The sequence below is a fragment of the Streptomyces sp. 549 genome (genome assembly GCF_030124175.1).
Classification (GTDB): Bacteria; Actinomycetota; Actinomycetes; order Streptomycetales; family Streptomycetaceae; genus Streptomyces.
Genome location: NZ_JASKMT010000011.1, coordinates 130,668 through 155,029, shown reverse-complemented (window position 1 = coordinate 155,029; position 24,362 = coordinate 130,668). Strand labels below are relative to the sequence as shown.

Below are 24,362 nucleotides of genomic sequence, written 5' to 3'. Positions count from 1 at the left end.
GCGGGTGGTCGGTGGGTGTCGGCGGGTCCGTTGACGAGCCGGTGGGCCCGGGCGCCCCGGCGGACGACGGACGTCCGGGCTGCTCAGGCGGAGCCCAGCCGGCCGCGGACGGCGCTCTGCACTCCGGCCTCCTCGGCCGGGTCGGTGGCCAGCCGCCGCAGCCGCTCCACGACGCGCACGTCACCGGTGGTGGCGTGCCGGGCCGCGAGTTCCCGGGTGGACTCCTCGCAGTCCCACAGGCACTCGATGGCGAAGCCGGCCGCGAAGGACGGATCGGTGGCGGCGAGGGCGCGGGCGGTGATGCCGCGCAGCCGGGAGGAGCACGTCTCCCGGTAGAGGTGGCGCAGCACCGGTGCGGCACGCTCCACGGTGAGCCTGCCGAGCCCCTCGACCAGCGGCCACAGCCGCTGGCTGTCGGGCCCCTCGGCCCGGGCGGTCCGCAGCACGGCGGCCAGCACCGCCTGCCCGTCGCGGGCACCGCCGCGGCAGGCGAGCATGGTGGCCGCCTCCACGCCCAGGGCGTCCGCCCGGACGGCCCAGCGGCGGGCGCGGTCCAGGGCGGCGACGCTGCGCATGCGGGCGAAGGCGGCGCAGGCGGCCTCGGCGACCGGCGCGGGACCGGCGACGACGGCGGCCTCGATCAGGTCCAGGGACTCGCGGTCGCCGCGTTCGGCGAGGTGCCGCAGGGCGGCGGCACGGGCGGCGTCGGGACCGCCTCGGGCGGCACGGAGCAACTCCTCGCGGTCCTGCGGGCCGGCGACCGCGGCGAGGCAGCGGGCGGCGGCGGCCTCCCGTGCCTGGCGGCGCTCGTCCGCCGGGTCGGCGTCCCGGTCGAGGCAGCCGTCGGCGGCCCACTCCAGGATCTCGCGCACGCTCCAGCCCGGGCGGGGGCCGGCGGCCCGCATCTGCTTCGCCCAGCGGTCGAAGGAGTGCTGCTCGCGGGCGCGGACCAGGCGCTCCCGCTGCTCGGGGCGGTGCGGGTCCTCCTCCCACAGCCGCCACGGGCGCGGCTCGAAGGCGTCCCGCAGGGCCAGTGCCAGCTCGGCGTCCCCCTCGGCGGTGCGGGGGAAGCGGTCGAGCACCGCCGCTCCCAGGGCGCGCAGGCCCTCGTCGTCGTCGCGCACCGCCAGCTCGTCGAGCGCCCACTGCCAGTTGGCGCCGCGGGCGGCGTAGCGACGCAGCAGCTCTAGGGCCCCGGTGTCCCCGTAGGAGGCGAGGTGCCCCAGCACCGACAGGGCGAGGCCGGTGCGCTCCTCGCCGGTCTCGGCGCCGTCCTCGGGGGCGAAGAGGTGCTCCTCGATCGCGTCGAGTGGCGCGGCCAGCTCGGTGTGCAGCCGGGCGTAGTACAGCGAACGGTGCTCCAGTTGCCAGTCCCGCCGGGGATCGTTCAGCAGGCACCGGCGCAGCGCGGCCAGGGCCTCGGGACGGGGTGCCGCCAGCGCGTGCAGGGTGCCGTCACCGCGGCCCCGCTGCAGGAGGCCGAGCAGCGTGCCGCTGGGCGCTATGTCTGGATCGACGTGTTCGGCGTACATAGGGGTCAGCATCCGGTGCGGGGTGTTCGACTGGCAACGGGATTTACGGTTCGTCCGGCAAAACCGCCGGTGGGAGGGTTGCGTGGGGCCGCGGAGAGCGGTACGAAGGGCGCAGCCTACCTTCGGCGGTGGCCGGCGGCGAGGGCCGGGGGGACGGCGCCTGCAACCGTCGCGCCGTTGACATATGCCGGAAGCACCACCGTATCGGGTGTCGCCGAATCCCTTACGGACCGTCGCACACTGTGCAAGAGTCGTAACCGGCCCTCCTGTCCCGGCGTCCGCCGGTGAAACGCCCGTATCGGAGTACGCGATGCCCTCCCATGTCCCCGCGGACCGTCCCGCCGCCGAAGTGGCCGAGCGGGGCACCCTCGACTCCCTCATCTCCCAGGCCCGCCGGTTGCGCGGTTCTCTGGACGCCGTGCGCCAGGGAGCGGTCGACACGGACGGCCAGCCGGACGGCGAGGGCGCCAGACAGCGGTGGCAGCGAGCGCTGTGCTCCCTGGCGGTGCAGCAACTCGACGACGTCGGACGCCAGTTGGATCAGCTGCGCGACGGCCCCCCGACTCCCGGGGTGCCCGCGGCGCGTACCGCGTCCCAGGGCCCCTCACAGCGCGGCGCCGCCGCGCCGGGGCGCACCGGCAGCGCCGAGTGGAACCTGCGCACCGACGAGGTGCAGTGGTCACCGGAGCTGTTCGTGATCTTCGGCCGGGAGCCCGCTGACGGACCCCTCTCCCTGGACGAGCTGCCCGCCTGGCTGCTGCCCGACGACCAGGTCTGGATGATGGAGGCCGTCACGGACTGCCTGGTCGACGGGAAGCCGGTCGACGGCGAGTTCCGCATCGTGCGGCCGGACGGTGACATGCGCACCCTGCACATGTCCGGCGAGCCAGTACTGGACGGCGACGGCTGCACGCTCTCGCTGTGGGCCGTGGTGCGCGACGTCAGCGCACTGCGGCGCACGGAGAAGGAGGTGCGGGACACCACCGAGTCACTGCGGCACGAACAGCACGCCGCCGAGACCGAGCACCGGCTCGCGGTCGAACTCCAGGAAGCCGTGCTGCCGCCGTGGCAGGGCCCGTTGCGGTTCCCGCACCGCGAGCCGGCCACCGGCGGCCTGGACGTGGCGGCGCACTACCTCCCCTCGGTGACCAGCGCGCTGATCGGCGGTGACTGGTACGACGCCATGGAACTGCCCGACGGCAGCGCGCTGCTCAGCGTCGGCGACCTCACCGGCCACGGTGTGGCGGCCACTTCGGGCATGGCCATGCTGCTCGGCGCGGTCCGCGGCATGGCCGTCGCCGGTGTCGCCCCGGGCGTCCTGATGGGCCACCTCAACCACCTGCTGGACGCCGCCGCGCAGCCCGCGCTCGGAAGTGCGCTGTGCTGCCGCTACGAACCGCGCACCGGGTTACTCACCTGGGCCCAGGCAGGCCATCCCGCGCCGCTGCTCTTCCGGGAGGGCCTGGGCCGGGCGCTGCCGCAGCCCGACGGCGTTCTGCTGGGTGCCACCAGCGGTGCCGTCTACGGTCAGCGCACCGAGCACCTTCGGCCGGGTGACCTGCTCGTGCTGCACACCGACGGACTGGCCCCCCGCGCGGGGCACTTCGGCCCCGAGCAGCAGTCCGGCACGGAACGCCTGCTGGCGCTCGGCCCGCGCCTCGGCATGGCCCGCACCGCACGTGAGTGCGTGCGCATCGTGGTGGAGGAGTTCGGCACGGAACGGGAGGACGACGGCTGCGCGCTGGTCGCCCGGGTCGGCGGCTGACGGGTCTGCCTCACCGCCGACGACCGCCGACGACCGCCGGGAGGGGCGGCTACACCCTCAGCTCCTTGGGGCTCTTGACGCCGCTCGCGCCGCTGCCGCGCGGCTTCCGGGGCAGCGCCGACTGGATCTCCTCCCGCAGGTCCTCGATCTTCGCGTAGCCGGAGTACTGGCCGGTGAGCCGGTACATCTCCCGCAGCCGGTCCCATGTGCGGTGGGAGGAGTTGTCCCCGATGGAGACCAGCGCCAGGCGCGCGTACCGGTCCGCCTGCTCGGGGTCGTCGGCGATGAAGCACGCCGAGGCGAGCGAGATGTAGTCGAAGATCTTCGACCGGTCCCGGTTGCTCTCCCGGAGCAGGAGGGCCTGCTTGGCGTGCTTCTCGGCGATCCGCGCGGCACCGGGGTCGTGCTCGGCGAGCGTGCGGAACGCCAGGGCCTGCATGCCGTGCAGGTCCGCCTCGTCGAACATCTGCATCCAGCTCGGCGGCGGCACGTCGCCCTTGTCGGAGACGAACAGCTCCTCGGCCTCGCCCAGGGTCCGCCGCATCGCCTGTCCGCGGCCCATCGATGCCTGCGCCCACGCCTCGATGGTGTGCAGCATCGCGCGGGTCCGGGGCAGCATCTGCTCACCCGAACCGCTCCTCGCCAGCTTCATCAGGTCCAGGGCGTCGTCCGGGCGTCCCAGGTGGACCATCTGGCGGGCGGCGCGGGAGAGCGCCTCGCCCGCCCGCGGCCGGTCGCCGCCCTCCCGTGCCGCGTGCGCCGCGATCACGAAGTACTTCTGGGCGGTGGGCTCCAGGCCCACGTCGTGCGACATCCAGCCGGCGAGGACCGCCAGGTTCGCCGCCACCCCCCACAGCCTGCGCTGCAGGTGCTCGGGATGGTGGTGGCCGAGCATGCCGCCCACCTCGTTGAGCTGCCCGACGACCGCCTTGCGCTGGAGTCCGCCGCCGCGCTGGGCGTCCCAGGCGCGGAACACCTCCACCGAGCGTTCCAGTGCGTCGATCTCCTGGGAGCCGACGGGGGCCGCTTCGTAGGTGTCGTACCCGGCCGCCTCGGCGGTGGTCCGAGGGTCGTACGCCGGGGCGGAGAAGGCCGGGGCCGGATCGGCCAGCAGCCAGTCGTGCAGTGAGCTGTGCAGGGCTGAGCCTGCCGCGAGCGCGGCACCCGCGCCCACCAAGCCGCGTCGGTTGAGCATGAGGTCCATTCCCGTGAATTCGGTGAGGACCGCGGCGGTCTGCTCAGGTGCCCAGGGCAGTCCATGCACGGACTGCCGTCGTGCTGCTCCTGGCCGGCCGAACCCGAGATCCTCGATGGTCACGACACGGCCGAGTCGCTCGGTGAACAGGGACGCCAGCACCTTCGGCACCGGCTCGCGGGGGGACTCCCCCATGTCGATCCAGCGCCGCACCCGGGAGGTGTCGGTGGCCAGCTGCGGATGGCCCATGGCCGCCGCGTGCCGGTTGACCAACCGGGCGAGTTCGCCCTTGGACCATCCGGCCAGGCCGAACAGGTCCGACAGACGGGTGTTGGGTCCTTTGTTCACTTCAAGCCCCCAGGTTCTCGGCTGAGTTGACAGTAACTGCCGGAAATGGGCCCTGCGAGCATTCGCCAGGGTTCGCCAGGGTTCGCCAAGTGGTGTGCCACCCGTTCGTGGGTGTCCTGTAGGAAGCGCGCCACCCCGGCCCGGTCTCCACCAGGCGGCTGACGGCATTCCCCAGGGTGCGACACAGCCTGATGTGAACCGTGCGCGACCGACATGCGCACGGTTTGTTCCGACCGGGCCGGGGGCGCGCGTCCATCTGTCGGCGCACGAAGGGATTCGGCCAGCTCATGTATCAAGCAACATCCCCCGTGTCCGCCCCGCCCCGGCCCCGGTTCCAGCACTACACCGGAGCCGTCACCCAGGAACGGACGCGGCGGCCGCTCGGACCCGCGTCCCCCGGTGCGTCGCCACCGCTGAGCGGACGGCTCGACCTCTCCGGCGCGCAGGGTGCGCGCCTGCGGGCCGCGCTCGGTTCGGTGCACCGGATCTGCCCCGACTTCCACCCGGTGCAGGTACTGCGGCGCAGCGGTCGGACGGTGATCCTCGCGGGCACCATCGGCCGCACCCCCGCCATCGCCAAGTGCCTGCTGGACCACTCCCCCGCGTGGACTGCCGGATTCCGGCAGGAGATAGCGGCCTACCGCTCCTTCGTCCGCCACCGGCCGCCGGTCAGGGTGCCGCGCCTGATCGCCGCCGATCCCGACAACTGCACACTGGTCATCGAGCGCCTGCCCGGCAGACCTGCCGCCGCGCACCGGCACCCGGCCGGCAGCCCTCAGCGCGCCGACCTGCGAACGGTGCTGGGGGCGGTGACCCGCCTCAACGGATGGCGTCCGCCCACCGGCATGTTCGAGCGGCCGCTGGACTACGGCACCCGACTGGCGCGTTTCCACGAACTCGGCCTGCTGACCGACCGCGACCTCGACGACCTGCACAAGCTGCTGCACGGGGTGGCCCACCCCGGTGGCCGTACCCGTCCCTCCTGGCAGTTCTGCCACGGCGACGCGCTGCCGGCCAACGTGCTGCTCTCCCCGACCGGGCCGGTCCTGGTCGACTGGGAGCAGGCCGGGTGGTACCTGCCGGGCTACGACCTGGCCACGCTGTGGTCGGTCCTCGGCGACTCCCCCGTGGCGCGGCGCCAGATCAGCCAGACGGCCCAGAGCGACGGCACACCCGCCCGGGACTCCTTCCTGGTGAACCTCATGCTGGTCCTCACCCGGGAGGTGCGGAACTGCGAGATGGCGGTGCAGCGCACGATGCGCGAACCGGTGGGCGGCACGGGCGGCGGCGAGCAGGGCGGGGTACCGGCGTCCGGCGAGGAGCAGCGGCTGCTGCTGCGCCGCCTGCACGACGACTGCGCGCTGGCCAGACGCGCGGTGCGGGCCGCCGTCGGCACCCGCTGACGCCCGCATCCGATCGACGTCCCGCCACGTCCGTCCACGTGGCGGGGGTACGCCGGCCGGGCCGGGGGCGACGCGCCCCTGGGCTCGACGGTCCTTTGACGGTCCGTCAGCCGGTGGTAGTTGTGAGGCAGCCGATGGGCGGGGCCCGTCCCGCCACGGCTTCCCCTGGAGGCTGCCGTGCGCCGCGTCGTTCCCCACCCGTCCCGGATCAGACTGCGGGCCGCGGGTGCCGCGCTGGCCGCGGTGGCGATGGCTGTGCCGCTGCTGTCCGCTGCCCGTCCCGCGGCGGTGGAGCCACGCGCCGGGTCCGCGCTGCAGCGCGAGTTCCGCGACGCCGCGGAACGCCACGGTGTGCCGGAGCGGGTGCTGCTGGCGGTGTCGTTCCTGCAGTCGCGGTGGGACTCCCACGGCGGCGCTCCCAGCGTCTCGGGTGGCTACGGCCCGATGCACCTGACCGACGCCGAGGCCGCGCTCGCCGACAGCCGGCACCACCATGCCGGGGCCGAGGACCCGCGCGGCGACGACGCCCGCGCGGCGCGGAAGGGGGTCACCGCCCTGCCGGACACAGACCGGCTGCCCGCACGGCTGCGCACGCTGGAGCGCGCGGCGCGCCTGACCGGACTGCCCGCGTCCCACCTGCGCACCGACCGGGCGGCGGGCATCAGCGGCGGGGCCGCGCTGCTGGCGCGGGCGCAGCGCGACCTGGGACTGCCCGCGAGCGGCGACCCGGCGCGCTGGTACGCGGCGGTGGCCTCCTACCCGGCCGCGGACAGCAGCCGCGCGGCACGCTTCTTCGCCGACGAGGTGTTCACCGTCCTGCGTGCGGGGCAGCGGCGCACCACTGACACCGGGGAGGCTGTGGTGCTGCCGCCGACCCGGAAGGTGGCGCCCGACACCCGCCAACTGGCCCTGCTGGAACTGCCGTCACTCAGGTCGGCGCTGGTGCCGGAGTGCCCGGCCGAAGTGTCCTGCGAGTCGGTGCCCGCTCCCCGCGAGGAGTACCCGGGCGCGGACGGCGGCACCGACTACGGCAACCACGACCGCTCCGGGCGGCCCGCGTCGCAGCGGATCGAGTACCTGGTGGTGCACGACGTGGAGGGGTACTGGGAGGGTGCACTCGGCATGGTGCGCAATCCGCGTTCGGTCTCCTGGCACTACACGCTGCGGTCCTCCGACGGCCACGTGGCACAGCACGTGCGGACCCGCGACGTGGCGTGGCACGCCGGGAACTGGTACGTCAACAGCAAGTCCGTGGGCCTGGAGCACGAGGGTTTCCTCACCGCCCCGGACGCCTGGTACACCGAGGTCATGTACCGGTCCTCGGCCCGCCTGGTGCGGTACCTGGCCGAGCGGTTCGACGTCCCGCTGGACCGGCAGCACGTCATCGGCCACGACAACGTGCCCGGCGGCACCCCGTCCGCCGTCCGCGGCATGCACACCGACCCGGGCCCGTACTGGGACTGGCGGCACTACTTCGACCTGCTGGGCGCGCCCTTCGAGGCCGAGCCGCGCGACGGCGCCGGCCGGCCGGGAGGCGCCGCCGCGGGCCGGGCCCCGGCCGAGGGCGAGGTGGTCACGGTGCGCCCGGACCACGACGCGCACCGGCCGGTGTACACACGCTGCGACGGCACTCCGGCCCGCTGCCCGGCACGGGGTTCGTCGGCGGTCCGGCTGCACACCGCGCCGGACGCCACGTCCCCGCTCGTCAGGGACGCGGGTCTGCGGCCGGACGGCAGCCCCTCGACCGACGGAGTGAACGACATCGGCGCACGCGCGGCCACCGGCCAGCAGTACGCGGTGGCCGGGCGGAGCGGGGAGTGGACGGCGATCTGGTACCTGGGTGGCAAGGCGTGGTTCCGCGATCCGGTGGACCGGCCGACGGCCGTGCGCACCACCGGCACGTTGGTGGAGGCGGCGCCGGGCCGCACGTCGGTACGGGTCTACGGACGGGCGTACCCGGAGCGGGACGCCTACCCGGCGGGGGTCCCGGTGCAGGAGGTGTCGCCGCTGCCGTACACGCTGGCCGCCGGCCAGCGGTACGTGCGGGGGCTCACCACTCACGCGGAGTACCTGTCGGCGCGCACCTTCGACCCGAAGGGGCACACCGTCGTGCGCGGGGAGGAGTACCACCAGATCCAGTTCGGCCACCGGGTCGCCTTCGTGAAGGCGGCCGACGTGCGGCTGCTGCCGGCGAGGTAGCGGACGCCTTGCGGGTCGGGCGGCGGGCTGCGGGCTGCCTCCGGTGGCCGGAGGCACCCCGTCACTGCTGGAAGAGCTCGGCAGGAAGCGGCTTGAGCAACTGGTAAAGGTCGTCGGTGATCGGCCGGTCCCAGCTGGCGATCGTCACCAGCACGCCGTCGCTGCGGTCGAACTGCACGCAGGAGATCCGGCTCTCGGAGCACTTCACACGCCGCACGATGAGCAGGTTCCCGTCGTGCATGACGGGGCTGTCCTCGGTGCCGGTCACGGCGACGGGCTCGTCGTTCTCCAGGGCGGCCAGCAACTGCGCCACCTCGAAGGGGACTTCGCCGTCCTCGATGTCGCGGGCCGGCGAGCCCTCGGGCAGGTTGCCGATGACCATCGCCGGTCCCCGCCCGCCGAAGAGGTCGTAGCGCAGGAACACACCCTGGCAGCTGCCGTCGGGGGCGGGCAGCAGTCCGGCGCCGAGGTTCCCGGGCCAGTCGCCGGGGTCCATCGCGAGGACGTCGAAGTCCGGCCCGGCGGGCGTGGCGGCACTGCGGCGGCGAAGGAAGGACATGTGGTTATGGTACGCGGACACTCAGGCTGTTCGACCCGCCAGGTCCTCCAGAACGGCGATGGCGACCGAGGCCCGCTCGTAGGGCACGAACAGGTGGTCGTGGTGGTAGCCGGCCACCACGTTGCAGCTCAGCCCGGCCTGTTCCAGGGCGGCGGACACGGCGGCGGTCAGTCCGACGGCCTCCAGCGCGGAGTGCACCCGCAGGGTGATCCAGCCGGCGGTGTAGGTGTAGGGCAGGCCGGAGGCGTCCGCCTCCTCGCGGGGCAGCACCAGGGTGAGCCCTTCGGCCTCCCTGACCGTCACGACCGGGTTCAGCCCGGCGGGCTGGTCACCACCGGGAAGGGTCACGAAGACGTAGGCGCCCGGATGGAGGTCCGGCCGCAGCCCGCGGAGCAGCTTCTTCAGATCGCGTTCACCTGCCATGATCACATCGTATGACGGATACGGTGAATCTGTGGCAGTCCGGGCTCACGCAGGTGCCAGACGAGGTCTGGCGAAACGTCGATCTGCGGGTACTCATCCTGGCGGAGAACCGCCTGGTTTCGGTGCCCGCCCGCCTCGGCGAGCTGCGCGCCCTGCACACCCTGGACCTCGGCCACAACCGGATCGAGGCGCTGCCGCCGCAGCTCGGTGACCTCACCACCCTGGACCGGTTCCTGTACCTGCACGACAACCGGCTGCGCACGCTCCCCTCCGAGCTGACCCGCCTGGCGGCCCTGACCTATCTGAACGTGGGCGACAACCCGCTGCACTCCCTGCCCCCTGACCTGGGCGCGATGCGCGCCCTGGTCGAGCTGCGGGCGCAGCGCTGCGGACTGGAGAGGCTGCCGGACAGCGCGGGCGCCCTCCCGGCGCTGCGCGAGCTGTGGCTGGGCGGAAACCGGCTGACCGGGCTGCCGGGAGCAGTGGGCGGGCTGCCCGAGCTGCGGCTTGTCGAGTTGCGGGACAACCGGCTGGAGGCCGTCCCCGGAGCGCTGCGCGGGCTGCCGCTGCTGCGGCGTGTGGACCTGCGGGGCAACGGGCTGACCACGCTGCCGGAGTGGCTGGTGGAGCTGCCCGCGCTGGAGAAGCTCGACCTGCGGTGGAACCCGCTGGACGAGGGGCCCGCGCTGCGGCGCACCGAAACCGCGCTGGTCAGCCGGGGCACGGTGGTACTCCGGTGAAGACCGGGCGGTGGGGGCGGCTGCGGGGGCGACCGGCTCGGCCGCCGCTGTCAGGTGAGCTGGTTGCCGTCGAAGACCCCGAGACGTTCCCGGTAGAGCTCGACGGGGACGCCGTTGGGGTCCTTGAGGTAGAGACTCTCCTCCACTCCGCGGTCGGGGCCGACGTAGGCGATCCCGGCGGTGTCCAGGGCGCGCCGGGCCTCGGCGTGCTGGACGGGGTCCATGGACAGCGCTAGGTGCTGCACGCCGCCGACGGTCTCGGTGAACGGCGGATGCGGGTGGCCGGGGAAGTCGAAGAAGCCGAGCAGGTTGTTGTTGCCGAGGTCGAAGAAGAAGTGGGTGGACCCCGGGTAGTCGCGGTTCTCCACCATCTCCACCAGCGGGAAGCCGAGCAGTCCCTGGTAGAAGTCGACGGTCTCGGCCACGTCTCGGCAGATGAACGCCACGTGGTGCACGCCCCGGGTGGGGGGCGGCGGCCGGTCTCCCGCATCCTTCAAATGGCGGGCCCTGATCTGCGCCCTGCGGGCCCGCAGGGCGTCCACGTCGGGCACATCGGGACGGGCGTCCACGTCGGAACCTCCGGGCACCTCGGGAAGGGCGGCGGCCTCGGATCGGCCGGGGGTGTCCGGCTGCGTCATCGGGATCTCCTCGCGCGACGAGTGGTTGCTCAATCAACCATCCCTCGCGCGGGGCCTCCAGGCAATGCGGGAGGTCCCACCCCGGCGGCACGGGGCGCGGGGCCGCCGGGGCGTCAGGCAGCCCGTCAGGCAGGACAGCGCCGGGCGGGCGGGGGCGCTCAGGCGCCGAAGGAGGCGGGGCCGCGGCGCAGGGTCGCCACCTGGCGGTACAGCTCGACCGCCTCGGTGCCGTGGCCGAGCTGCTCCAGGCAGTGCGCCTCGTCGCTGCGGCTGGTCAGCGCGTCCGGGTGGCCGGGCCCGAGGACCCGCTCCCGCGCCCGGGTGACCTGCCGGTAGACGTCCAGTGCCTCCTCCCAGCGCCCCAGCCAACCCAGCGCGACCGCGGTTTCCCGGCGGCTCACCAACGTGTCCGGATGGTCGGGGCCCAGAGCCCGCTCCCGGGCGGCGCACACGTCGCCGGCCTCCGTCAGGGCCTCTTCCCAGCGGCCCAGCCGGCCCAGGTTGACGCCGTAGCCGTGCCGGGCCCGCAGCGTCTCCGGCGCGTGCGGCCCCAGCGTGCGGGTGCGCACCAGGACCAGTTCGCGGTACAGCTCCAGCGCCTCCGCGCTGCGTCCCAGCCGTCCCAGCCCGACGCCCGTCTCGTAGCGGGCGGCGAGCGTGTCCGGGTGTGCGGGGCCGAGCACCCGGCTGCGGGCGTCGGCAACCTGGCGGCAGACGTCGAGCGCGTCCTCCCAGCGGCCCAGCCGGCCGAGCGTGTAGCCCACCTCGTGCCGCGAGGCCAGCGTGTCGGGGTGTTCCGGGCCCAGCACCGCGGTGCGGACGGCGGCCACCCCGGCTGCTGCCCGGTGGGCCTCGTCCAGCCGGCCCAGCCGGCTCAGGTTGAAGGCGAGGTTGTGGCGGCAGCGCAGCGTCTCCGGGTGTTCGGCGCCCATGGCCTCCTCGATGGCGGCGAGCACCGCCTCGTACTCCTGGTGCGCTTCGGCGTGGCGGCCGAGCCGGCCCAGCGCGTAGGCGCACTCCTGGCGGACGGCGAGGGTGTCCGGATGGTCCGCGCCCAGTGCCCTGAGCCGTCCGGCGGCCACCTGTTCCAGCTCCCGCAGCGCCTGCGCGGTGCGGCCGACGCGCCCCAGCGCGAAGCCGATCTCGTAGCGGCTGGCGAGCGTGTCGGGGTGGTCCGCGCCGAGCAGCGCCTCCCGTTCCGCCGCGACCGCCCGGTGCAGGTCGGCGGCCTGCTCCCAGCGGCCCAGACGTCCCAGGTCCAGGGCTCGCCGGTACCGGTCGGCCAGGTCGTCGAGCTGTGCGGGTGAGGCCGAACCGGCCGGCGGCGGTTCGGGCGGCCTGGTCCACCGGCCGCTGAGCGGGGCGGGCGGCGTCTGCGGCGGCGGGCGGTGGCCCCCGGCCCGGGAGCCGACGCGCATGCCGCGGGTCCAGGTCGGCAGCGCCGCGGCGCCGTGCACCTCGGCGGCCCGGCCGCCGCGACGCACGGCGGCGATGCGGCGGACCAGTTCACCGGCGTGCTGGGGGCGCTGCCCGGGGTCCTTCGCGAGCAGGTCGAGCACCACGTCCTCCAGCCCGCCGGGCAGGTCAGGGCGCAGCGCCCGCGGCGGCTTCGGCGGGGTGTCGCGGTGGCCGACCAGTACCGCCCAGGCGTCGTCCAGGTCGAACGGGGGCACACCGGTGGAGAGTTCGTACAGCACGCAGCCGAGGGAGTACAGGTCGCTGCGGTGGTCGACGTCCGTGCCGGCGATCTGCTCCGGCGACATGTAGTGCGGGGTGCCCATGGCGATGCCGGTGACGGTCAGCTGCGCGGAGGAGCCGCCGCCGTCCCCGGGACGGGCGATGCCGAAGTCGCAGATCTTGACCGTGCCGTCGGGCAGCCGGACGACGTTCGCCGGCTTCAGGTCGCGGTGCACGATGCCCTGGTCGTGGGTGTAGGCGAGGGCGGAAGCCACCTGGCCGGCGATGTCGAGCACGTCCGCGACGTCGAGCGGATGCTGCTTGTTCTCCTCCAGCAGCCTGCTCAGGTCGAGGCCGTCGAGCAGTTCCATCACCAGGTAGAGCACGCCCTCGTGCTCGCCGAAATCGTGCACGACGGTGATGCCGCGGTGCTGGAGCCCGGCCGCCAGCCTGGCCTCCCGGCGGAACCGCTCCCGGGTCACCTGCGCCAGCGAGGCGTCCGGCTGCTGGCCGAGGGGCTTGAGGCACTTGACGGCGACCCTGCGGCCCAGCGCCTCGTCGCGGGCCCGCCACACCTCGCCCATGCCGCCGCGACCTATCACCTCGAGCAGCTGGTACCGGCCCTGGATCAGCCTGGTGTCCGCCATCGAGCACTGTCCCCCGTCGTCGCTCCCGTTCTCCCCCTGCGCCTTCCAGTATGGCCGCCCACCGCCGGGGTGGGTATGCCGTCCGAAGCGCCCGCGGAGCCGGACGCGGGAACGCGCCCGGAGCGGTGACGGGCACAGGGCCCGCGCGCGGCATCGTTCCGTACCGCCCGCTGAGCTGCGACAGTGGCAGTGTCGGCGAAGACCAGGACGGGAGCCCGCGATGAAGCAACTGATCAACGTGCCGGAGAGCGTGGTGGCCGACGCCCTGCGCGGCATGGCCGCCGCCCACCCGGAGTTGGCCGTCGACGTCGAGCACCGCCTCGTGGTGCGGCGGGACGCGCCGGTGGCCGGCAAGGTCGGCCTGGTGTCCGGGGGCGGTTCGGGGCACGAGCCGCTGCACAGCGGCTTCGTCGGCCCCGGCATGCTCGACGCCGCCTGCGCCGGCGAGGTGTTCACCTCACCGGTGCCCGACCAGATGGTCCGGGCCGCCGCCGCCGTGGACAGCGGGCGCGGTGTGCTGTTCGTGGTGAAGAACTACACCGGTGACGTGCTCAACTTCGACATGGCCGCCGAACTCGCCGAGGACGAGGGCGTGCAGGTCGCACGGGTGCTGGTCGAAGACGACGTCGCGGTGACCGACAGCCTCTACACGGCCGGCCGCCGCGGGACCGGCGGCACGCTGTTCGTCGAGAAGATCGCCGGCGCGGCGGCCGAGGAGGGCGCGTCACTGGAGGAGGTCGAGTCCCTGGCCCGTCGGGTCGCCGGGGCGTGCCGCAGCTTCGGGGTGGCGCTCAGCGCGTGCAGTACGCCCGCCAAGGGCGGCCCCACCTTCGATCTGCCGCCGGGTGAACTGGAGCTGGGCATCGGCATCCACGGCGAGCCCGGCAGGGAGCGGCGCGGCATGATGACGGCCGGCGAGATCGCCGACGCGGCCGTCGACGCCCTGCTGGAGGACCTGCGGCCCGTGGGCCCGGTGCTGGCGCTGGTCAACGGCATGGGCGGCACACCCCTGCTGGAGCTGTACGGGTTCAACGCCGAGGTGCAGCGCGTGCTCACCGCGCGCGGTGTGCCGGTGGCCCGTACGCTCGTCGGCAACTACGTCACCGCGCTCGACATGGCCGGCTGCTCGGTGACGCTGTGCGAGGCGGACGAGACGATGCTCAGGCTCTGGGACGCGCCGGTCCGCACCGCCGGTCTGCGCTGGGGCGCCTGAGAAGCGACGGATGAGGAGTGAACGGGTGGAGATGGACGCCGACTTCTTCCGGCGGTGGATGGACGCAGCCGCGACTGCGGTGGACCGCGAGGCGGACCGGCTGACCGAACTGGACTCGGCCATCGGCGACGCGGACCACGGCAGCAACATGCGGCGCGGGTTCACCGCCGTGCGCACCGCGCTGGAGCAGGAGCAGCCGGACACGCCGGGCGCGGTGCTGATGCTGGCGGGCCGCACGCTGGTCTCCACGGTCGGCGGCGCCGCCGGACCGCTGTACGGGACGCTGCTGCGCCGCACCGGCAAGGCCTTGGCGGACACGTCCGCGGTGGACACCGAGGCGCTGCGGGCCGCGCTCGGAGAGGGTGTGGCCGCCGTCGGCGCGCTCGGTGGCGCCGCGGCCGGCGACAAGACGATGCTGGACGCGCTGCTGCCGGCCGTCGACGCGCTGGCCGGCGGTCCGGCCGCCGCCGCGCGGGCGGCGCGGGAGGGCGCGGTCGAGACGGTCCCGCTGCAGGCGCGCAAGGGCCGGGCGAGTTATCTGGGCGAGCGCAGCATCGGCCACCAGGACCCGGGCGCCGCATCGGCAGCGCTGCTGGTCGCGGCGCTGGCGGAGGTGGCTGATGACTGAGGACGGGCAGGTCGGGGTGGTACTGGTGTCGCACAGCCGGGCCGTCGCCGAGTCGGTGGCCCATCTGGCCGTGGGACTGGCCGCGGGCGGCGCGACGACGGCGGTGGAGCCGGCCGGCGGCACCGGTGACGGAGGACTGGGTACCAGCGCCGAGCTGATCACGCAGGCGGCACGGCAGGCGGACCGGGGCGCCGGTGTGGTGGTGCTCGCCGACCTGGGCAGCGCCGTCCTGACCGTGCGGGCGCTGCTGGCCGAGGGCGGGGAACTGCCCGACGGCACCCGGCTGGTGGACGCGCCGTTCGTGGAGGGCGCGGTGGCGGCCGTGGTGACCGCGTCCAGCGGGGCGCCGGCGGACGCGGTCGCGGCGGCAGCGGAGGAGGCGTACCGCTACCGCAAGTTGTGAACGCGTGCGGGCGGGACGGCGGCCGGTGAGGGGCAGCGACGCCGGGTCAGCGGCCGCCGGCGAACCAGGTGGGCCCGCCGGCGGCGGCGAGCTTGATCCGCTCCGTGCCGAACTCCTCCAGGGCGGGGAGTTCGTCCGGCGCGAACCAGCCGACCTCCAGTGACTCCTCGTCGTTCACCCTCGCCTCGCCGCCGACCGCGCGGCACAGCAGGGTGATGTCCAGGAACTGGCACACGTCGCCGTTGACGTACCGTATCGGCTCCCTCGTCTCCACCAGCACCACCCGCTCCACCTCGCACCGCACCGCGGTCTCCTCGTACACCTCGCGGACCGCGGTGTCCGCCGGCTGCTCACCGGGCTCGCAGATGCCGCCGATGACCGCCCAGCGACCGGTGTCCGTGCGTCTGCCGAGCAGCAGCCTGCCCCGGTCGTCGTAGACGAGCGCGGTGACGCCGGGCAGGAAGAGCAACTGCTGTCCGATGTGGGTCCGCAGGTCGCGGATGTACTCGGGAGTGGTCATGCGGCGAGCCTACGCGGCGGGCCCGGCGCGCGGACGCGCACACCGGGCGCATCGTTTCTGCGCGGGCTGTCCACATTCGTGACGTCAGCCGTTACGGTGGCCACCGAAGTCACCGGCCGTATCGGGCGTCCCGCGGCCGGGAGCGTTCGGGGGGCCATATGGCGTCGTCGGTGCGGACGGCGGACGGACAGCGCAGCCGGGTGGTACCCGTGCTCACCGGCGCCGCGCTGCTCGGCGCCACCGCGGCCTGGGCCCTGCTGTCCTCGCTCGACCGGGAGGAGGCCCGCCCGGAGGGTGTGCTGCTGGCCGTGCTCGCTGTCGCCGCCGGCTACGCCGCGGGACGGATCGGCGGAGCCCTGCACCCGGCCGCGGCGGCGGCGTCGGCAGCCGCCGCCGCGCTCGTGCTGGCCTTCACCTCCGGCGCGCTTCCGGGCGCCGTGTCGTCCGCGGAACGCACCGGTGAGATCGCGGCGCTGCTCGTGCTGGCGGCGGGGGCCGCGTGCTGTGCGGCGTGGGCCGGTTCGCGGCGCGCGGGCCGCACAGGCATGCGCCTCCTGGCGGTGCTCGCCGTGTGCTGCGCCCTGCTGCTGGGTTCCACCGCCGGAGCTCTGGCCGCCGCGGGGGTGCTGCTGTGCTCCTGGGCGTCGGGGCGGCCGCGCCGCCGCACCCCCGCCCTGGCGGTGGCGCTGCTGGCGGTGTCGACGGTGGCGGGCACCACCTGGCTGGTGGCGGAGGACGCGCTGCCGCCGGGGCTGACCGCAGCACTGGAGGGCCAGGTCGGTGCCCAGCGGACCGCGTTGTGGCGGGACGCCGCGGACATCGCGGTGCGGGAGCCGGTGACGGGGAGCGGTCCCGGCAGCTTCGGGACGCTGAGCCCGGCGGCGGCCCAGTCGCCGGTGGAGGACGTGCGGCCGCACTCGGCGCTGCTGCAGGTCGCCGCCGAGCAGGGTGTGCCCGGACTGCTGCTGCTGGCGGCCTCGTTCGGCTGGCTGCTGGTGGCGCTGGGGCGCTCCCCCGCCGCCACGCCCGTGGTGCTGACGGCCGCCGCCACCCTGGCCGTGATCGCCGCACTGGCGTGCGTCAGCAACGCGCTGAGCTTCAGCCCGGTGGCCGCCGGGGCGGGTGTGCTCGCCGGTCTGGCCACCGCGGCACGCGCCGAGCACCTCGAACATCCGGCGATGCGCTGAGCCGTGGGCGGGGCACAGCCCGCCGTTTGGCGCCGCCGGCTGCCGAACCAGCCGACGGGCTGTCAGGCCGGAGCCGGCCGGGCGCTCAGGAGCGGGAGGGGAAGGCGGCGAGGCGGATGGCGCGGGCGGCTTCGGCCAGGCCGTCGCGCCCCTCGTCGGGAGCGTCCAGGCGGGGCAGTCCGTGGGCGGGGACGTCCACCTGCCGCCCGGTGTGCAGCACGGTGAGGCGGCCGGTCGGCTCCGCGTCGGGATCGGGGCGGGTTGCCGCCCGGCGCAGGGCCTGGGCGGCGACGGCCTCGGCCGAGCCGAGCAGTTGCGGGGCCTCGCCGCCCTGCGGCGTCACCGCCTCGCGGATGCGGCCGGTGACCAGTTCGTAGTGGGTGCAGCCGAGCACCAGCGTCCGCACGTCGGGCGGGGTGAGCGCGGCGGCGGCGGCCACCGCGGCGGCGACGGCCGCGTCGTCGGCCTGCTCCACGGCGTCGGCGAGCCCGTGGCACGGCACCGGGGTGACGGCGACCCCGGCGGCGAAGTCCTCGATCAGCCTGCGCTGGTAGGGGCTTCCGGTGGTGGCCGGAGTGGCCCAGACGGCGACCGGCCCGCCCGCGGCTGCGGCCGGCTTCACCGCGGGCACCGTACCGATGACCGGCAGTTCGGGCTCCAGTTCGGCGCGCAGCGCGCCGAGCGCGTGCACCGAGGCGGTGTTGCACGCGACGATCAGCGCGTCGGGCCGGTACTCGGCCGCGGCCCTGGCGCACAGCAGGGCGTGCTCGGTGATGTCGGCCGGGGTGCGCGGGCCCCACGGCATGCCGTCCGGGTCCAGGGACAGGACGAGGTCGGCGTCCGGCCGAAGTCGCCGCACCGCGGCGGCAGCGGCGAGCAGCCCGATTCCGGAGTCGATCAGCGCGATCTTCACAGCAGTCAGGGTACGCGGCCCGGCTCCGCGCCACCCAGGGAGGTGGCGCGGAGCCGGACCCGGGTCACTTGCGCCCGGGCGTCCACTGCATGCCCCACCCGTAGGCGTAGTCCACGGTGCGCTGCGGGCTGACTCCGCGCTCGGGCACCAGGTAGCGGGCCTCGCGCTGGACGACGAGGTCGCCGTTGTTGTTGGTCAGCAGCGCCAGCGCGCAGACCGTGGAAGGCACGGTGCACTCGTCCAGCGAGAAGTCGACCGGCGCGCCGTGCTGCGGGGTGAGTGTCACCGAGGCGTTGAGGTTGGCGAAGCTGCGCGCGCCCTCGTAGATGGTCACGAAGATCAGTACCCGGCGCAGGTCGCGGATGTGGTCCAGGTTGACGGTGAGGTTCTCGCCGGTGGTGAGGGCGCCTGTGCGGTCGTCGCCGTCGAGGTGGATGAACGGCGGCTGGTGCAGCGAGCCGAAGGCGTTGCCGAGTGCCTGCACCACGCCCTTGCGGCCGTCGGCCAGTTCGTAGAGCGCGCACAGGTCCAGGTCGAGGTCGGAGTGCGCGGCCATGGCCCGGCCGAGCTTCTGCCCCCAGCCCTTGAACTGCTTGCGCACCTCCCAGTTGAGGTTGACGCGCAGCGCGCCGGAGGTGCCGCCCTGCTTGGTGAGGGAGACCGACGGGGCCTCCTTGGTCAGCGTGACCTTCGTCAGCCGCACCGGCGCGGGGGCGGGGGGCGCCGGGGGTGCGGCGGGAGCGGGAGCGGGCGGGGTGGGCTGGAGAGCGGGAGCCGGGGGCGGGGGCGGCGTCGCGGGGGCGGGCGAGTCCACGGTGATGCCGAAGTCACCGGCCAGACCGGCCAGTCCGCTGTCGTAGCCCTGGCCGACCGCGCGGAACTTCCAGCCGCCCTGCCTGCGGTACAGCTCGCCCAGTACGAAGGCGGTCTCCGGCCCGGCGTCCGCGCTGTCGAAGCGCGCGATCTCCCGCCCGTCGGCCGCGTCGACGATCCGCACGTACAGGCCGGGGACCTGGCCGAAGGTGCCACCGTCGGCGGAGGCCGCGAGCACCACCGTCTCCACCTCGGCCTCCACGCCGGCCAGATCGACCGTGAGGCAGTCGCTGACGGTCGTACCCGACGGCGTCTTGCCCTCGTGGCGGACGGCCCCCGAGGCGTGCGCCGACTGGTTGTAGAAGACGAAGTCGCTGTCGGAGCGGACCTTGCCCGCGGCCAGCAGCAGGGCCGAGGCGTCGACGTCCGGAACGCCGGGCCCCGACGTCCAGCCCGTCTCCACCCGTACGGCGGCGGCCGGTACGGGGGCGTTGGTCCCCTTGCGCATGGTCATACTGCTCCCCCTCGTGGGTGGCGTGCTGTCCCGCTCTGTCCTGCTCGGCAGGACCACAACCTATGCCAGCGAACTGCTCGCCCTGTCGCCCCCGTCGCCGCCCCCGACCCGAAAGTTCTCCCACATACCCCACATTGGGGCGATCATGCGACCGATTTGCAGAGTTTCGCTCGGATTAGGGACAAGCAGCCCCACAGAACCCGTGAAAAGACCCCCTTACCGGCCTCCTCATCCGGCACTTCTTCCGCTTAACTTATGGAGCATGACCTCCCCCTCCCTCGGCAGCAGCTACGGCGGCTACGGCGGTGGCTACTACGCCACCCCCTCCTTCCCCGACACGCCCATCTACGACAGCCTGGTGGCCGAGCGGGGCACCCCGCAGATCGCTCCCATCAGGGTCCCCGCCGCGTACGACGGCGGCAGCAACCTGCCCGCCCTCCCGTCGGCGCTGCCCGCTCTCACCGCGGGCCCCTCCTACGCGGCCCCGCGCGGCTACCAGGCACCCGCCCCGCAGCCCGCGCCGCTCCAGCAGGCGCCGTCTCCGTACTTCCAGCAGCAGGCCGGACCGGACCGCGGCGGATACCAGTCGGCCCCGCAGCAGTACCAGCAGCAACAGCAGCCGATGCGCCCGGTCGCACCCCGGCCCGCCGCACCGCGGCCGGCCGTGCCCCGGCAGATGCCGGGTGTCTACGAGGACCCGTACGGGCGCCAGCACCCGGCGCCGGGCTACTGACCGCGCGGTCCGGCCCGCGCGGCTGGCGTCAGGACGCGGCTGGCAGGATGACGGCATGCCCAGGCCTGAGCTGTCCGCGTTGCACGTCTATCCGGTGAAGGGGGTGCGGGGGACGTCCCCCGGCGAGGCGGAGGTGCAGCCCTGGGGGCTGGCCGCCGACCGGCGCTGGATGGTGGTGGACGCGGACCACCGCCAGGTGACGCAGCGCGAACAGCCGCGGCTCGCGCTGGCCGCGGCCGAGCCCCTGCCGGACGGCGGGCTGGAACTGTCCGCGCCCGCCATGCCCAAACTGCGCGTCGCGGTGCCCGGCGACGGGACCGGGACGGTCACGGTGTCGGTGTGGCGCGACCGGGTGCCCGCGGCGCCCGCGGACGTCGGCAGCGACTGGTTCTCCGCCTATCTGGGCCGGCCGGTGCTGCTGGTGTACCTGGCGGACCCGCGCGCCCGGCCGGTGGACCCGGAGTTCGGCCGCGAAGGGGAGACGGTCGGCTTCGCCGACGGCTTCCCGCTGCTGGTCACCACCACGGCCTCCCTGGAGGCGCTGAACGAGCTTGTCGCCGAGGGAGGCCACGCGGACGAGGGGCCGCTGCCGATGGACAGGTTCCGGCCGAATCTGGTGGTGTCCGGCACGCAGTCTTGGGCGGAGGACGGCTGGCGCCGACTGCGGGTCGGCCAGGTGGTGTTCCGCGTCGCCAAGCCGTGCGGGCGCTGCGTCGTGACCACCACCGACCAGCGCACCGCCCGGCGCGGCAGGGAGCCACTGCGCACCCTGGCCCGCCACCGTCGGTTCGGGAGCCAGCTGGTCTTCGGCCAGAACCTGGTCCCCGAATCCACGGGCAGGGTGCGCAGTGGGGATCAGGTGGAGGTGCTCGACCCGGTGCCCTGACCGGGGCTGCGGGCCGACTCCTCCTCGGTGAGCAGGCGGGAGCGGATGAGGAAGCGCACCCCTTCGGGTGCCTCCAGGGAGAACCCGCTGCCCCGTCCGGGCACCACGTCCACGGTCAGGTGGGTGTGGCTCCAGTACGCGTACTGGTCGGCGGCGATCCAGAACGGCACCGGCTCCGGCACGCCGTCCACCCGGAGTCGGCCGAGCAGCACGTCGGACGCGCCGGTGCGGAACTCGCCGAGCTGGTAGCACATGGGGGCGCTGCCGTCGCAGCAGCCGCCCGACTGGTGGAACATCAGCGGACCGTGCCTGCCGGTCAGTTCCCGGAGCAGTCCGGCCGCCGCCGTGGTGAGGGCGACCCGCGCGAGCGGGCCGGTGGGCTCGGTGCTGTCGGTCGGCACCACGCACCTCGTCTTCTCCCGGGGCGGCCGGGCGGGCCGCCGGGGCTGTGGTCGCGCTACGGGCGGGAGGGGGCGGTCCGCCCGGGCCGGGAGGCCGGGGCCCGGGCGGACCTGGTACCTGGTCAGAAGAAGCCGAGCTTCTGCGGTGAGTAGCTGACCAGGAGGTTCTTCGTCTGCTGGTAGTGGTCCAGCATCATGTGGTGGTTCTCCCGGCCGATGCCGGACTGCTTGTACCCGCCGAACGCGGCGTGCGCCGGATAGGCGTGGTAGCAGTTCGTCCAGACCCGTCCCGCCGCGATGGCCCGCCCCGCGCGGTAGGCGGTGGAGGCGTCCCTGGTCCACACGCCGGCGCCCAGCCCGTAGAGCGTGTCGTTGGCGGTCTTCATGGCGTCGGCGTAGTCGGAGAACGAGGTCACCGCCACGACCGGCCCGAAGATCTCCTCCTGGAAGACCCTCATGTGGTTGCCGCCCTCCAGGATGGTGGGCTGGACGTAGTACCCGCCTGCGAGTTCACCGCCGAGGTCGGCGCGGGCACCCCCGGTCAGCACCCGGGCGCCCTCCTGCCGACCGATGTCCAGGTAGGACAGCACCTTCTCCAGTTGGTCGTTGGAGGCCTGGGCGCCCATCATCGTGTCGGTGTCCAGCGGGTGGCCCTGCACGATCTGCTCGGTGCGGGCGGTGGCCGCCTCCAGGAACGAGGCGTAGTGGCCCTGCTGGATGAGCGCGCGCGACGGGCAGGTGCACACCTCGCCCTGGTTGAGGGCGAACATGGTGAAGCCCTCCAGCGCCTTGTCCAGGAAGTCGTCGTCAGCCGCGGAGACGTCGTCGAAGAAGATGTTGGGACTCTTGCCGCCGAGTTCCAGGGTGACCGGCTTCAGGTTCTCCGAGGCGTACTGCATGATCAGCCGGCCGGTGGTGGTCTCACCGGTGAAGGCGATCTTCGCGACCCGGGGGCTGCTGGCGAGCGGCTTGCCAGCCTCGGCACCGAAGCCGTTGACGATGTTGACCACGCCGGGCGGCAGCAGGTCGGCGATCAGGCCCATCAGCAGGTGGATCGACGCCGGGGTCTGCTCCGCGGGCTTGAGCACCACGGCGTTGCCGGCGGCCAGCGCGGGCGCCAGCTTCCACACCGCCATCAGGATCGGGAAGTTCCACGGGATGATCTGGGCGACGACTCCCAGCGGCTCGTGGAAGTGGTAGGCGACGGTGTCCTGGTCGATCTCCGACAGCGTGCCCTCCTGGGCGCGGATGGCGCCCGCGAAGTAGCGGAAGTGGTCGATGGCCAGAGGGATGTCGGCGGCCAGCGTCTCGCGGACGGCCTTGCCGTTCTCCCAGCTCTCCGCCACCGCCAGCGCCTCGAGGTTCTCCTCCATCCGGTCGGCGATCCGGTTCAGCACGACCGCGCGTTCGGCCGGGGAGGTGCGGCCCCACGCGGGGGCGGCCCCGTGGGCCGCGTCGAGGGCCCGCTCGACGTCCTCGGCGGTGCCGCGGGCGATCTCGGTGAAGGGCTCCCCGGTGACCGGCGTGGGGTTCTCGAAGTACCCGCCGAGCTTGGGGGCGACGTAGGCGCCGCCGATCCAGTGGTCGTAGCGGGGCTGGTAGGCGACGACGGCGCCGTCGGTTCCGGGTGCGGCGTAGCGGCTCATGATGCGCCTTCCCTGGCTCGAAAGGCGGCCCCCACCTCGTTGCGGAAGCCTGCGTGCTCCGCGACGCTAGCGGCGGCGACGTTGCACGGAGGTTGCGTCGGCCGCCAGCCCGTAGGCGGCACGCAACTCCCGCACCCGGCCGGCCGGCACGTCCCGGGCGGCGGCGGGCAGAACGGCCAGCAGCGCCTCCCAGGCGGCGAGGTCGTCCTCTCCCCACGGCGTGCGGACCCAGTCCTCCAGCGCCACCGGGTCGCGTCCGGTGAGCAGGGCGTGCCGCAGCCGGTCGGCGAGCCGCCGGCGCAGCCGCAGCACTCCGGGGGCCTCGGAGAGGGGCAGCAGCGGGCCCCGGTAGGCGGTGACCGCGCCGCTGAGGTCGCCGTGCGCGACGGCCTCGGCGACGGCCTGCCAGTCGCCGCGCGGCGCGGGCGTGAGGCGGTAGGGGCGGGAGGCCAGGCTGTCACCCAGCAGTACACGCAGCCGGGACAGCTCGGCTCGCAGCGTGACGGGGTTGATGTCCCGCTCGCCGTACAGCTCGGTGGCGAGCTGGTCGCCGGTGAGGCCGTCGGGGTGGGCGGCGAGCAGGACCACGATCTCGCTGTGGCGTCGTCCCAGGCGCAGCGGCGGGCCGGCGCCGGGGCGCAGCAGCACCTCGTCGCGGCCCAGCGCCCGCAGGTGGCTGCCGGGCGGGCGGTGGGCGAGCGCCGCGAGATGCGCCTCGGCGGCCCGTGCGGTCGCCTGGACCAGGGCGAGGCTCTGCGGGGTCGCCAGGTGGTCGCCCCCGGTGATGTCGATGGCGCCGATGACGCGGCGGGTGTGCGGATCGTGCACGGGTGCGGCGGCGCAGGTCCACTTCTGGACGGGGTGGCAGTAGTGCTCGGAGGCGAAGATCTGCACCGGGTGGTCGACGGCGAGGGCCGTGCCGGGGGCGTTGGTGCCGGAGTAGGGCTCGGCCCAGCGTGCGCCGGGAACGAAGTTCATGCCTTCGGCGCGGCGCAGCACCGCGGGGTGGCCCTCCACCCAGAGCATGCGCCCGCTCTCGTCGCACACCGAGAGCAGTTGCGCGCCGTCGTCCGCGATGGCGCCGAGCAGTTCGCGCACCAGCGGCATGACCGCGGCGAGCGGGTGGGCTGCCCGGCGGGCGGCCAGCTCGTCGCCGCCGAGGTCGACGCGGGCCAGGCCGTCAGGGGCGACGCGGGCCCCGGCACAGCGCCGCCAGGAGTCGGCGACGACGTTGCGGACCGGCTGACCGACGCCGCCACCAGCGAGAAAGGACTCATGGGCGCGCCGCAGCTGCCCGGCTCGTTCGGCCGGGTCCGCTCCTGTCTCCAGCGCCAGCCAGGGGTTCAGCACGGGAACATCGTGCTGCAGCAGGGCTCGGG

Annotated in this window: 22 protein-coding genes; 10 read left to right on the top strand and 12 right to left on the bottom strand. The window is 74.3% G+C overall.

Annotation, left to right across the window (positions count from 1 at the left end):
- Positions 1–83: 83 nt before the first annotated feature.
- The gene (locus QNO07_RS15280; RefSeq protein ID WP_283992547.1) at positions 84–1,532 is read right to left on the bottom strand and encodes a HEAT repeat domain-containing protein; all 1,449 of its coding nucleotides are present in this window, start codon (positions 1,530–1,532) and stop codon (positions 84–86) included.
- Between the two features lie 310 nt (positions 1,533–1,842).
- Here QNO07_RS15280 and QNO07_RS15275 point away from each other — a divergent pair, with 310 nt between their 5' ends.
- Positions 1,843–3,297, top strand: a complete 1,455-nt coding sequence (locus QNO07_RS15275; protein WP_283992546.1) for a PP2C family protein-serine/threonine phosphatase — start codon at positions 1,843–1,845, stop codon at positions 3,295–3,297.
- Positions 3,298–3,346: 49 nt separating this feature from the next.
- On the opposite strand, the gene QNO07_RS15270 is transcribed toward QNO07_RS15275, so the two are convergent.
- On the bottom strand, positions 3,347–4,840 hold the full coding sequence (locus QNO07_RS15270; RefSeq protein WP_283992545.1) for a DNA-binding protein NsdB: 1,494 nt from the start codon (positions 4,838–4,840) through the stop codon (positions 3,347–3,349).
- A 287-nt stretch (positions 4,841–5,127) separates the two neighbouring features.
- Between QNO07_RS15270 and QNO07_RS15265 the strand changes: the two genes are divergently transcribed.
- Complete coding sequence (locus QNO07_RS15265) at positions 5,128–6,243, top strand: aminoglycoside phosphotransferase family protein (RefSeq protein ID WP_283992544.1); 1,116 nt, start codon at positions 5,128–5,130, stop codon at positions 6,241–6,243.
- A 249-nt stretch (positions 6,244–6,492) separates the two neighbouring features.
- The gene (locus QNO07_RS15260) at positions 6,493–8,442 is read left to right on the top strand and encodes an N-acetylmuramoyl-L-alanine amidase (RefSeq protein ID WP_283992571.1); all 1,950 of its coding nucleotides are present in this window, start codon (positions 6,493–6,495) and stop codon (positions 8,440–8,442) included.
- 61 nt (positions 8,443–8,503) lie between these two features.
- Here QNO07_RS15260 and QNO07_RS15255 read toward each other — a convergent pair whose 3' ends face one another.
- A complete protein-coding gene (locus QNO07_RS15255; protein WP_283992543.1) occupies positions 8,504–9,001 on the bottom strand; it encodes a hypothetical protein in 498 nt (165 codons plus the stop codon).
- 21 nt (positions 9,002–9,022) lie between these two features.
- The gene (locus QNO07_RS15250; protein WP_283992542.1) at positions 9,023–9,424 is read right to left on the bottom strand and encodes an ACT domain-containing protein; all 402 of its coding nucleotides are present in this window, start codon (positions 9,422–9,424) and stop codon (positions 9,023–9,025) included.
- An 11-nt stretch (positions 9,425–9,435) separates the two neighbouring features.
- Here QNO07_RS15250 and QNO07_RS15245 point away from each other — a divergent pair, with 11 nt between their 5' ends.
- Entirely contained in the window at positions 9,436–10,164 is a 729-nt protein-coding gene (locus tag QNO07_RS15245) for a leucine-rich repeat domain-containing protein (RefSeq protein WP_283992541.1), read from the top strand.
- A gap of 50 nt (positions 10,165–10,214) precedes the next feature.
- Here QNO07_RS15245 and QNO07_RS15240 read toward each other — a convergent pair whose 3' ends face one another.
- Together QNO07_RS15240 and QNO07_RS15235 are read right to left on the bottom strand one after the other, a co-directional pair.
- Positions 10,215–10,835, bottom strand: a complete 621-nt coding sequence (locus QNO07_RS15240; RefSeq protein ID WP_283992540.1) for a VOC family protein — start codon at positions 10,833–10,835, stop codon at positions 10,215–10,217.
- 125 nt (positions 10,836–10,960) lie between these two features.
- Positions 10,961–13,126, bottom strand: a complete 2,166-nt coding sequence (locus QNO07_RS15235) for a serine/threonine-protein kinase (protein WP_283992539.1) — start codon at positions 13,124–13,126, stop codon at positions 10,961–10,963.
- A gap of 220 nt (positions 13,127–13,346) precedes the next feature.
- On the opposite strand from QNO07_RS15235, the gene dhaK reads away from it, so the two are divergent.
- From dhaK to QNO07_RS15220, 3 genes are read left to right on the top strand one after another with little or no spacing between them, the layout of a single operon-like run.
- Positions 13,347–14,339, top strand: a complete 993-nt coding sequence (dhaK, locus tag QNO07_RS15230) for a dihydroxyacetone kinase subunit DhaK (protein WP_283992538.1) — start codon at positions 13,347–13,349, stop codon at positions 14,337–14,339.
- A gap of 10 nt (positions 14,340–14,349) precedes the next feature.
- Complete coding sequence (gene dhaL / locus QNO07_RS15225) at positions 14,350–14,967, top strand: dihydroxyacetone kinase subunit DhaL (RefSeq protein ID WP_283992537.1); 618 nt, start codon at positions 14,350–14,352, stop codon at positions 14,965–14,967.
- A complete protein-coding gene (locus QNO07_RS15220) occupies positions 14,960–15,370 on the top strand; it encodes a PTS-dependent dihydroxyacetone kinase phosphotransferase subunit DhaM (protein WP_283992536.1) in 411 nt (136 codons plus the stop codon). The genes dhaL and QNO07_RS15220 overlap by 8 nt, the downstream gene beginning before the upstream one ends.
- Before the next feature lie 46 nt (positions 15,371–15,416).
- On the opposite strand, the gene QNO07_RS15215 is transcribed toward QNO07_RS15220, so the two are convergent.
- On the bottom strand, positions 15,417–15,890 hold the full coding sequence (locus QNO07_RS15215) for an NUDIX hydrolase (RefSeq protein ID WP_283992535.1): 474 nt from the start codon (positions 15,888–15,890) through the stop codon (positions 15,417–15,419).
- A gap of 158 nt (positions 15,891–16,048) precedes the next feature.
- Here QNO07_RS15215 and QNO07_RS15210 point away from each other — a divergent pair, with 158 nt between their 5' ends.
- Positions 16,049–17,077 (top strand): O-antigen ligase family protein, encoded by a 1,029-nt coding sequence (locus QNO07_RS15210; RefSeq protein WP_283992534.1) that lies wholly within the window; start codon positions 16,049–16,051, stop codon positions 17,075–17,077.
- An 85-nt stretch (positions 17,078–17,162) separates the two neighbouring features.
- Here the strand turns inward: QNO07_RS15210 and QNO07_RS15205 are convergent, their stop codons facing one another.
- Positions 17,163–17,990 carry a glutamate racemase gene (locus QNO07_RS15205; protein WP_283992533.1) on the bottom strand — a complete coding sequence of 276 codons (828 nt, stop codon included), beginning with the start codon at positions 17,988–17,990 and terminating at the stop codon, positions 17,163–17,165.
- Positions 17,991–18,054: 64 nt separating this feature from the next.
- The gene (locus QNO07_RS15200) at positions 18,055–19,317 is read right to left on the bottom strand and encodes a TerD family protein (RefSeq protein WP_502961853.1); all 1,263 of its coding nucleotides are present in this window, start codon (positions 19,315–19,317) and stop codon (positions 18,055–18,057) included.
- A 262-nt stretch (positions 19,318–19,579) separates the two neighbouring features.
- Between QNO07_RS15200 and QNO07_RS15195 the strand changes: the two genes are divergently transcribed.
- Both QNO07_RS15195 and QNO07_RS15190 read left to right on the top strand, forming a co-directional pair.
- The gene (locus tag QNO07_RS15195) at positions 19,580–20,050 is read left to right on the top strand and encodes a DUF6643 family protein (protein ID WP_283992532.1); all 471 of its coding nucleotides are present in this window, start codon (positions 19,580–19,582) and stop codon (positions 20,048–20,050) included.
- A 55-nt stretch (positions 20,051–20,105) separates the two neighbouring features.
- The gene (locus tag QNO07_RS15190; protein ID WP_283992531.1) at positions 20,106–20,936 is read left to right on the top strand and encodes an MOSC domain-containing protein; all 831 of its coding nucleotides are present in this window, start codon (positions 20,106–20,108) and stop codon (positions 20,934–20,936) included.
- Here the strand turns inward: QNO07_RS15190 and QNO07_RS15185 are convergent.
- From QNO07_RS15185 to QNO07_RS15175, 3 genes are all read right to left on the bottom strand, one after another.
- Positions 20,906–21,337 carry a DUF779 domain-containing protein gene (locus tag QNO07_RS15185; RefSeq protein WP_283992530.1) on the bottom strand — a complete coding sequence of 144 codons (432 nt, stop codon included), beginning with the start codon at positions 21,335–21,337 and terminating at the stop codon, positions 20,906–20,908. The two genes, QNO07_RS15190 and QNO07_RS15185, sit on opposite strands and share 31 nt — an antisense overlap.
- 122 nt (positions 21,338–21,459) lie before the next feature.
- Positions 21,460–22,983 carry an acetaldehyde dehydrogenase ExaC gene (gene exaC / locus QNO07_RS15180; RefSeq protein WP_283992529.1) on the bottom strand — a complete coding sequence of 508 codons (1,524 nt, stop codon included), beginning with the start codon at positions 22,981–22,983 and terminating at the stop codon, positions 21,460–21,462.
- A gap of 66 nt (positions 22,984–23,049) precedes the next feature.
- Positions 23,050–24,333: a helix-turn-helix domain-containing protein gene (locus tag QNO07_RS15175; protein ID WP_283992528.1), complete on the bottom strand. Its 1,284-nt coding sequence runs from the start codon at positions 24,331–24,333 to the stop codon at positions 23,050–23,052.
- Positions 24,334–24,362 lie beyond the last annotated feature (29 nt).

Bases quoted from the DNA above. Each gene is read 5' to 3' on its own strand.
- QNO07_RS15280 (WP_283992547.1), bottom strand. From the start codon at position 1,532: ATGTACGCCGAACACGTCGATCCAGACATAGCGCCCAGCGGCACGCTG.
- QNO07_RS15275 (WP_283992546.1), top strand. From the start codon at position 1,843: ATGCCCTCCCATGTCCCCGCGGACCGTCCCGCCGCCGAAGTGGCCGAG.
- QNO07_RS15265 (WP_283992544.1), top strand. From the start codon at position 5,128: ATGTATCAAGCAACATCCCCCGTGTCCGCCCCGCCCCGGCCCCGGTTC.
- QNO07_RS15260 (WP_283992571.1), top strand. From the start codon at position 6,493: ATGGCTGTGCCGCTGCTGTCCGCTGCCCGTCCCGCGGCGGTGGAGCCA.
- QNO07_RS15255 (WP_283992543.1), bottom strand. From the start codon at position 9,001: ATGTCCTTCCTTCGCCGCCGCAGTGCCGCCACGCCCGCCGGGCCGGAC.
- QNO07_RS15250 (WP_283992542.1), bottom strand. From the start codon at position 9,424: ATGGCAGGTGAACGCGATCTGAAGAAGCTGCTCCGCGGGCTGCGGCCG.
- QNO07_RS15245 (WP_283992541.1), top strand. From the start codon at position 9,436: ATGACGGATACGGTGAATCTGTGGCAGTCCGGGCTCACGCAGGTGCCA.
- QNO07_RS15235 (WP_283992539.1), bottom strand. From the start codon at position 13,126: ATGGCGGACACCAGGCTGATCCAGGGCCGGTACCAGCTGCTCGAGGTG.
- dhaK (WP_283992538.1), top strand. From the start codon at position 13,347: ATGAAGCAACTGATCAACGTGCCGGAGAGCGTGGTGGCCGACGCCCTG.
- dhaL (WP_283992537.1), top strand. From the start codon at position 14,350: ATGAGGAGTGAACGGGTGGAGATGGACGCCGACTTCTTCCGGCGGTGG.
- QNO07_RS15220 (WP_283992536.1), top strand. From the start codon at position 14,960: ATGACTGAGGACGGGCAGGTCGGGGTGGTACTGGTGTCGCACAGCCGG.
- QNO07_RS15215 (WP_283992535.1), bottom strand. From the start codon at position 15,890: ATGACCACTCCCGAGTACATCCGCGACCTGCGGACCCACATCGGACAG.
- QNO07_RS15210 (WP_283992534.1), top strand. From the start codon at position 16,049: ATGGCGTCGTCGGTGCGGACGGCGGACGGACAGCGCAGCCGGGTGGTA.
- QNO07_RS15200 (WP_502961853.1), bottom strand. From the start codon at position 19,317: ATGACCATGCGCAAGGGGACCAACGCCCCCGTACCGGCCGCCGCCGTA.
- QNO07_RS15195 (WP_283992532.1), top strand. From the start codon at position 19,580: ATGACCTCCCCCTCCCTCGGCAGCAGCTACGGCGGCTACGGCGGTGGC.
- QNO07_RS15190 (WP_283992531.1), top strand. From the start codon at position 20,106: ATGCCCAGGCCTGAGCTGTCCGCGTTGCACGTCTATCCGGTGAAGGGG.
- exaC (WP_283992529.1), bottom strand. From the start codon at position 22,983: ATGAGCCGCTACGCCGCACCCGGAACCGACGGCGCCGTCGTCGCCTAC.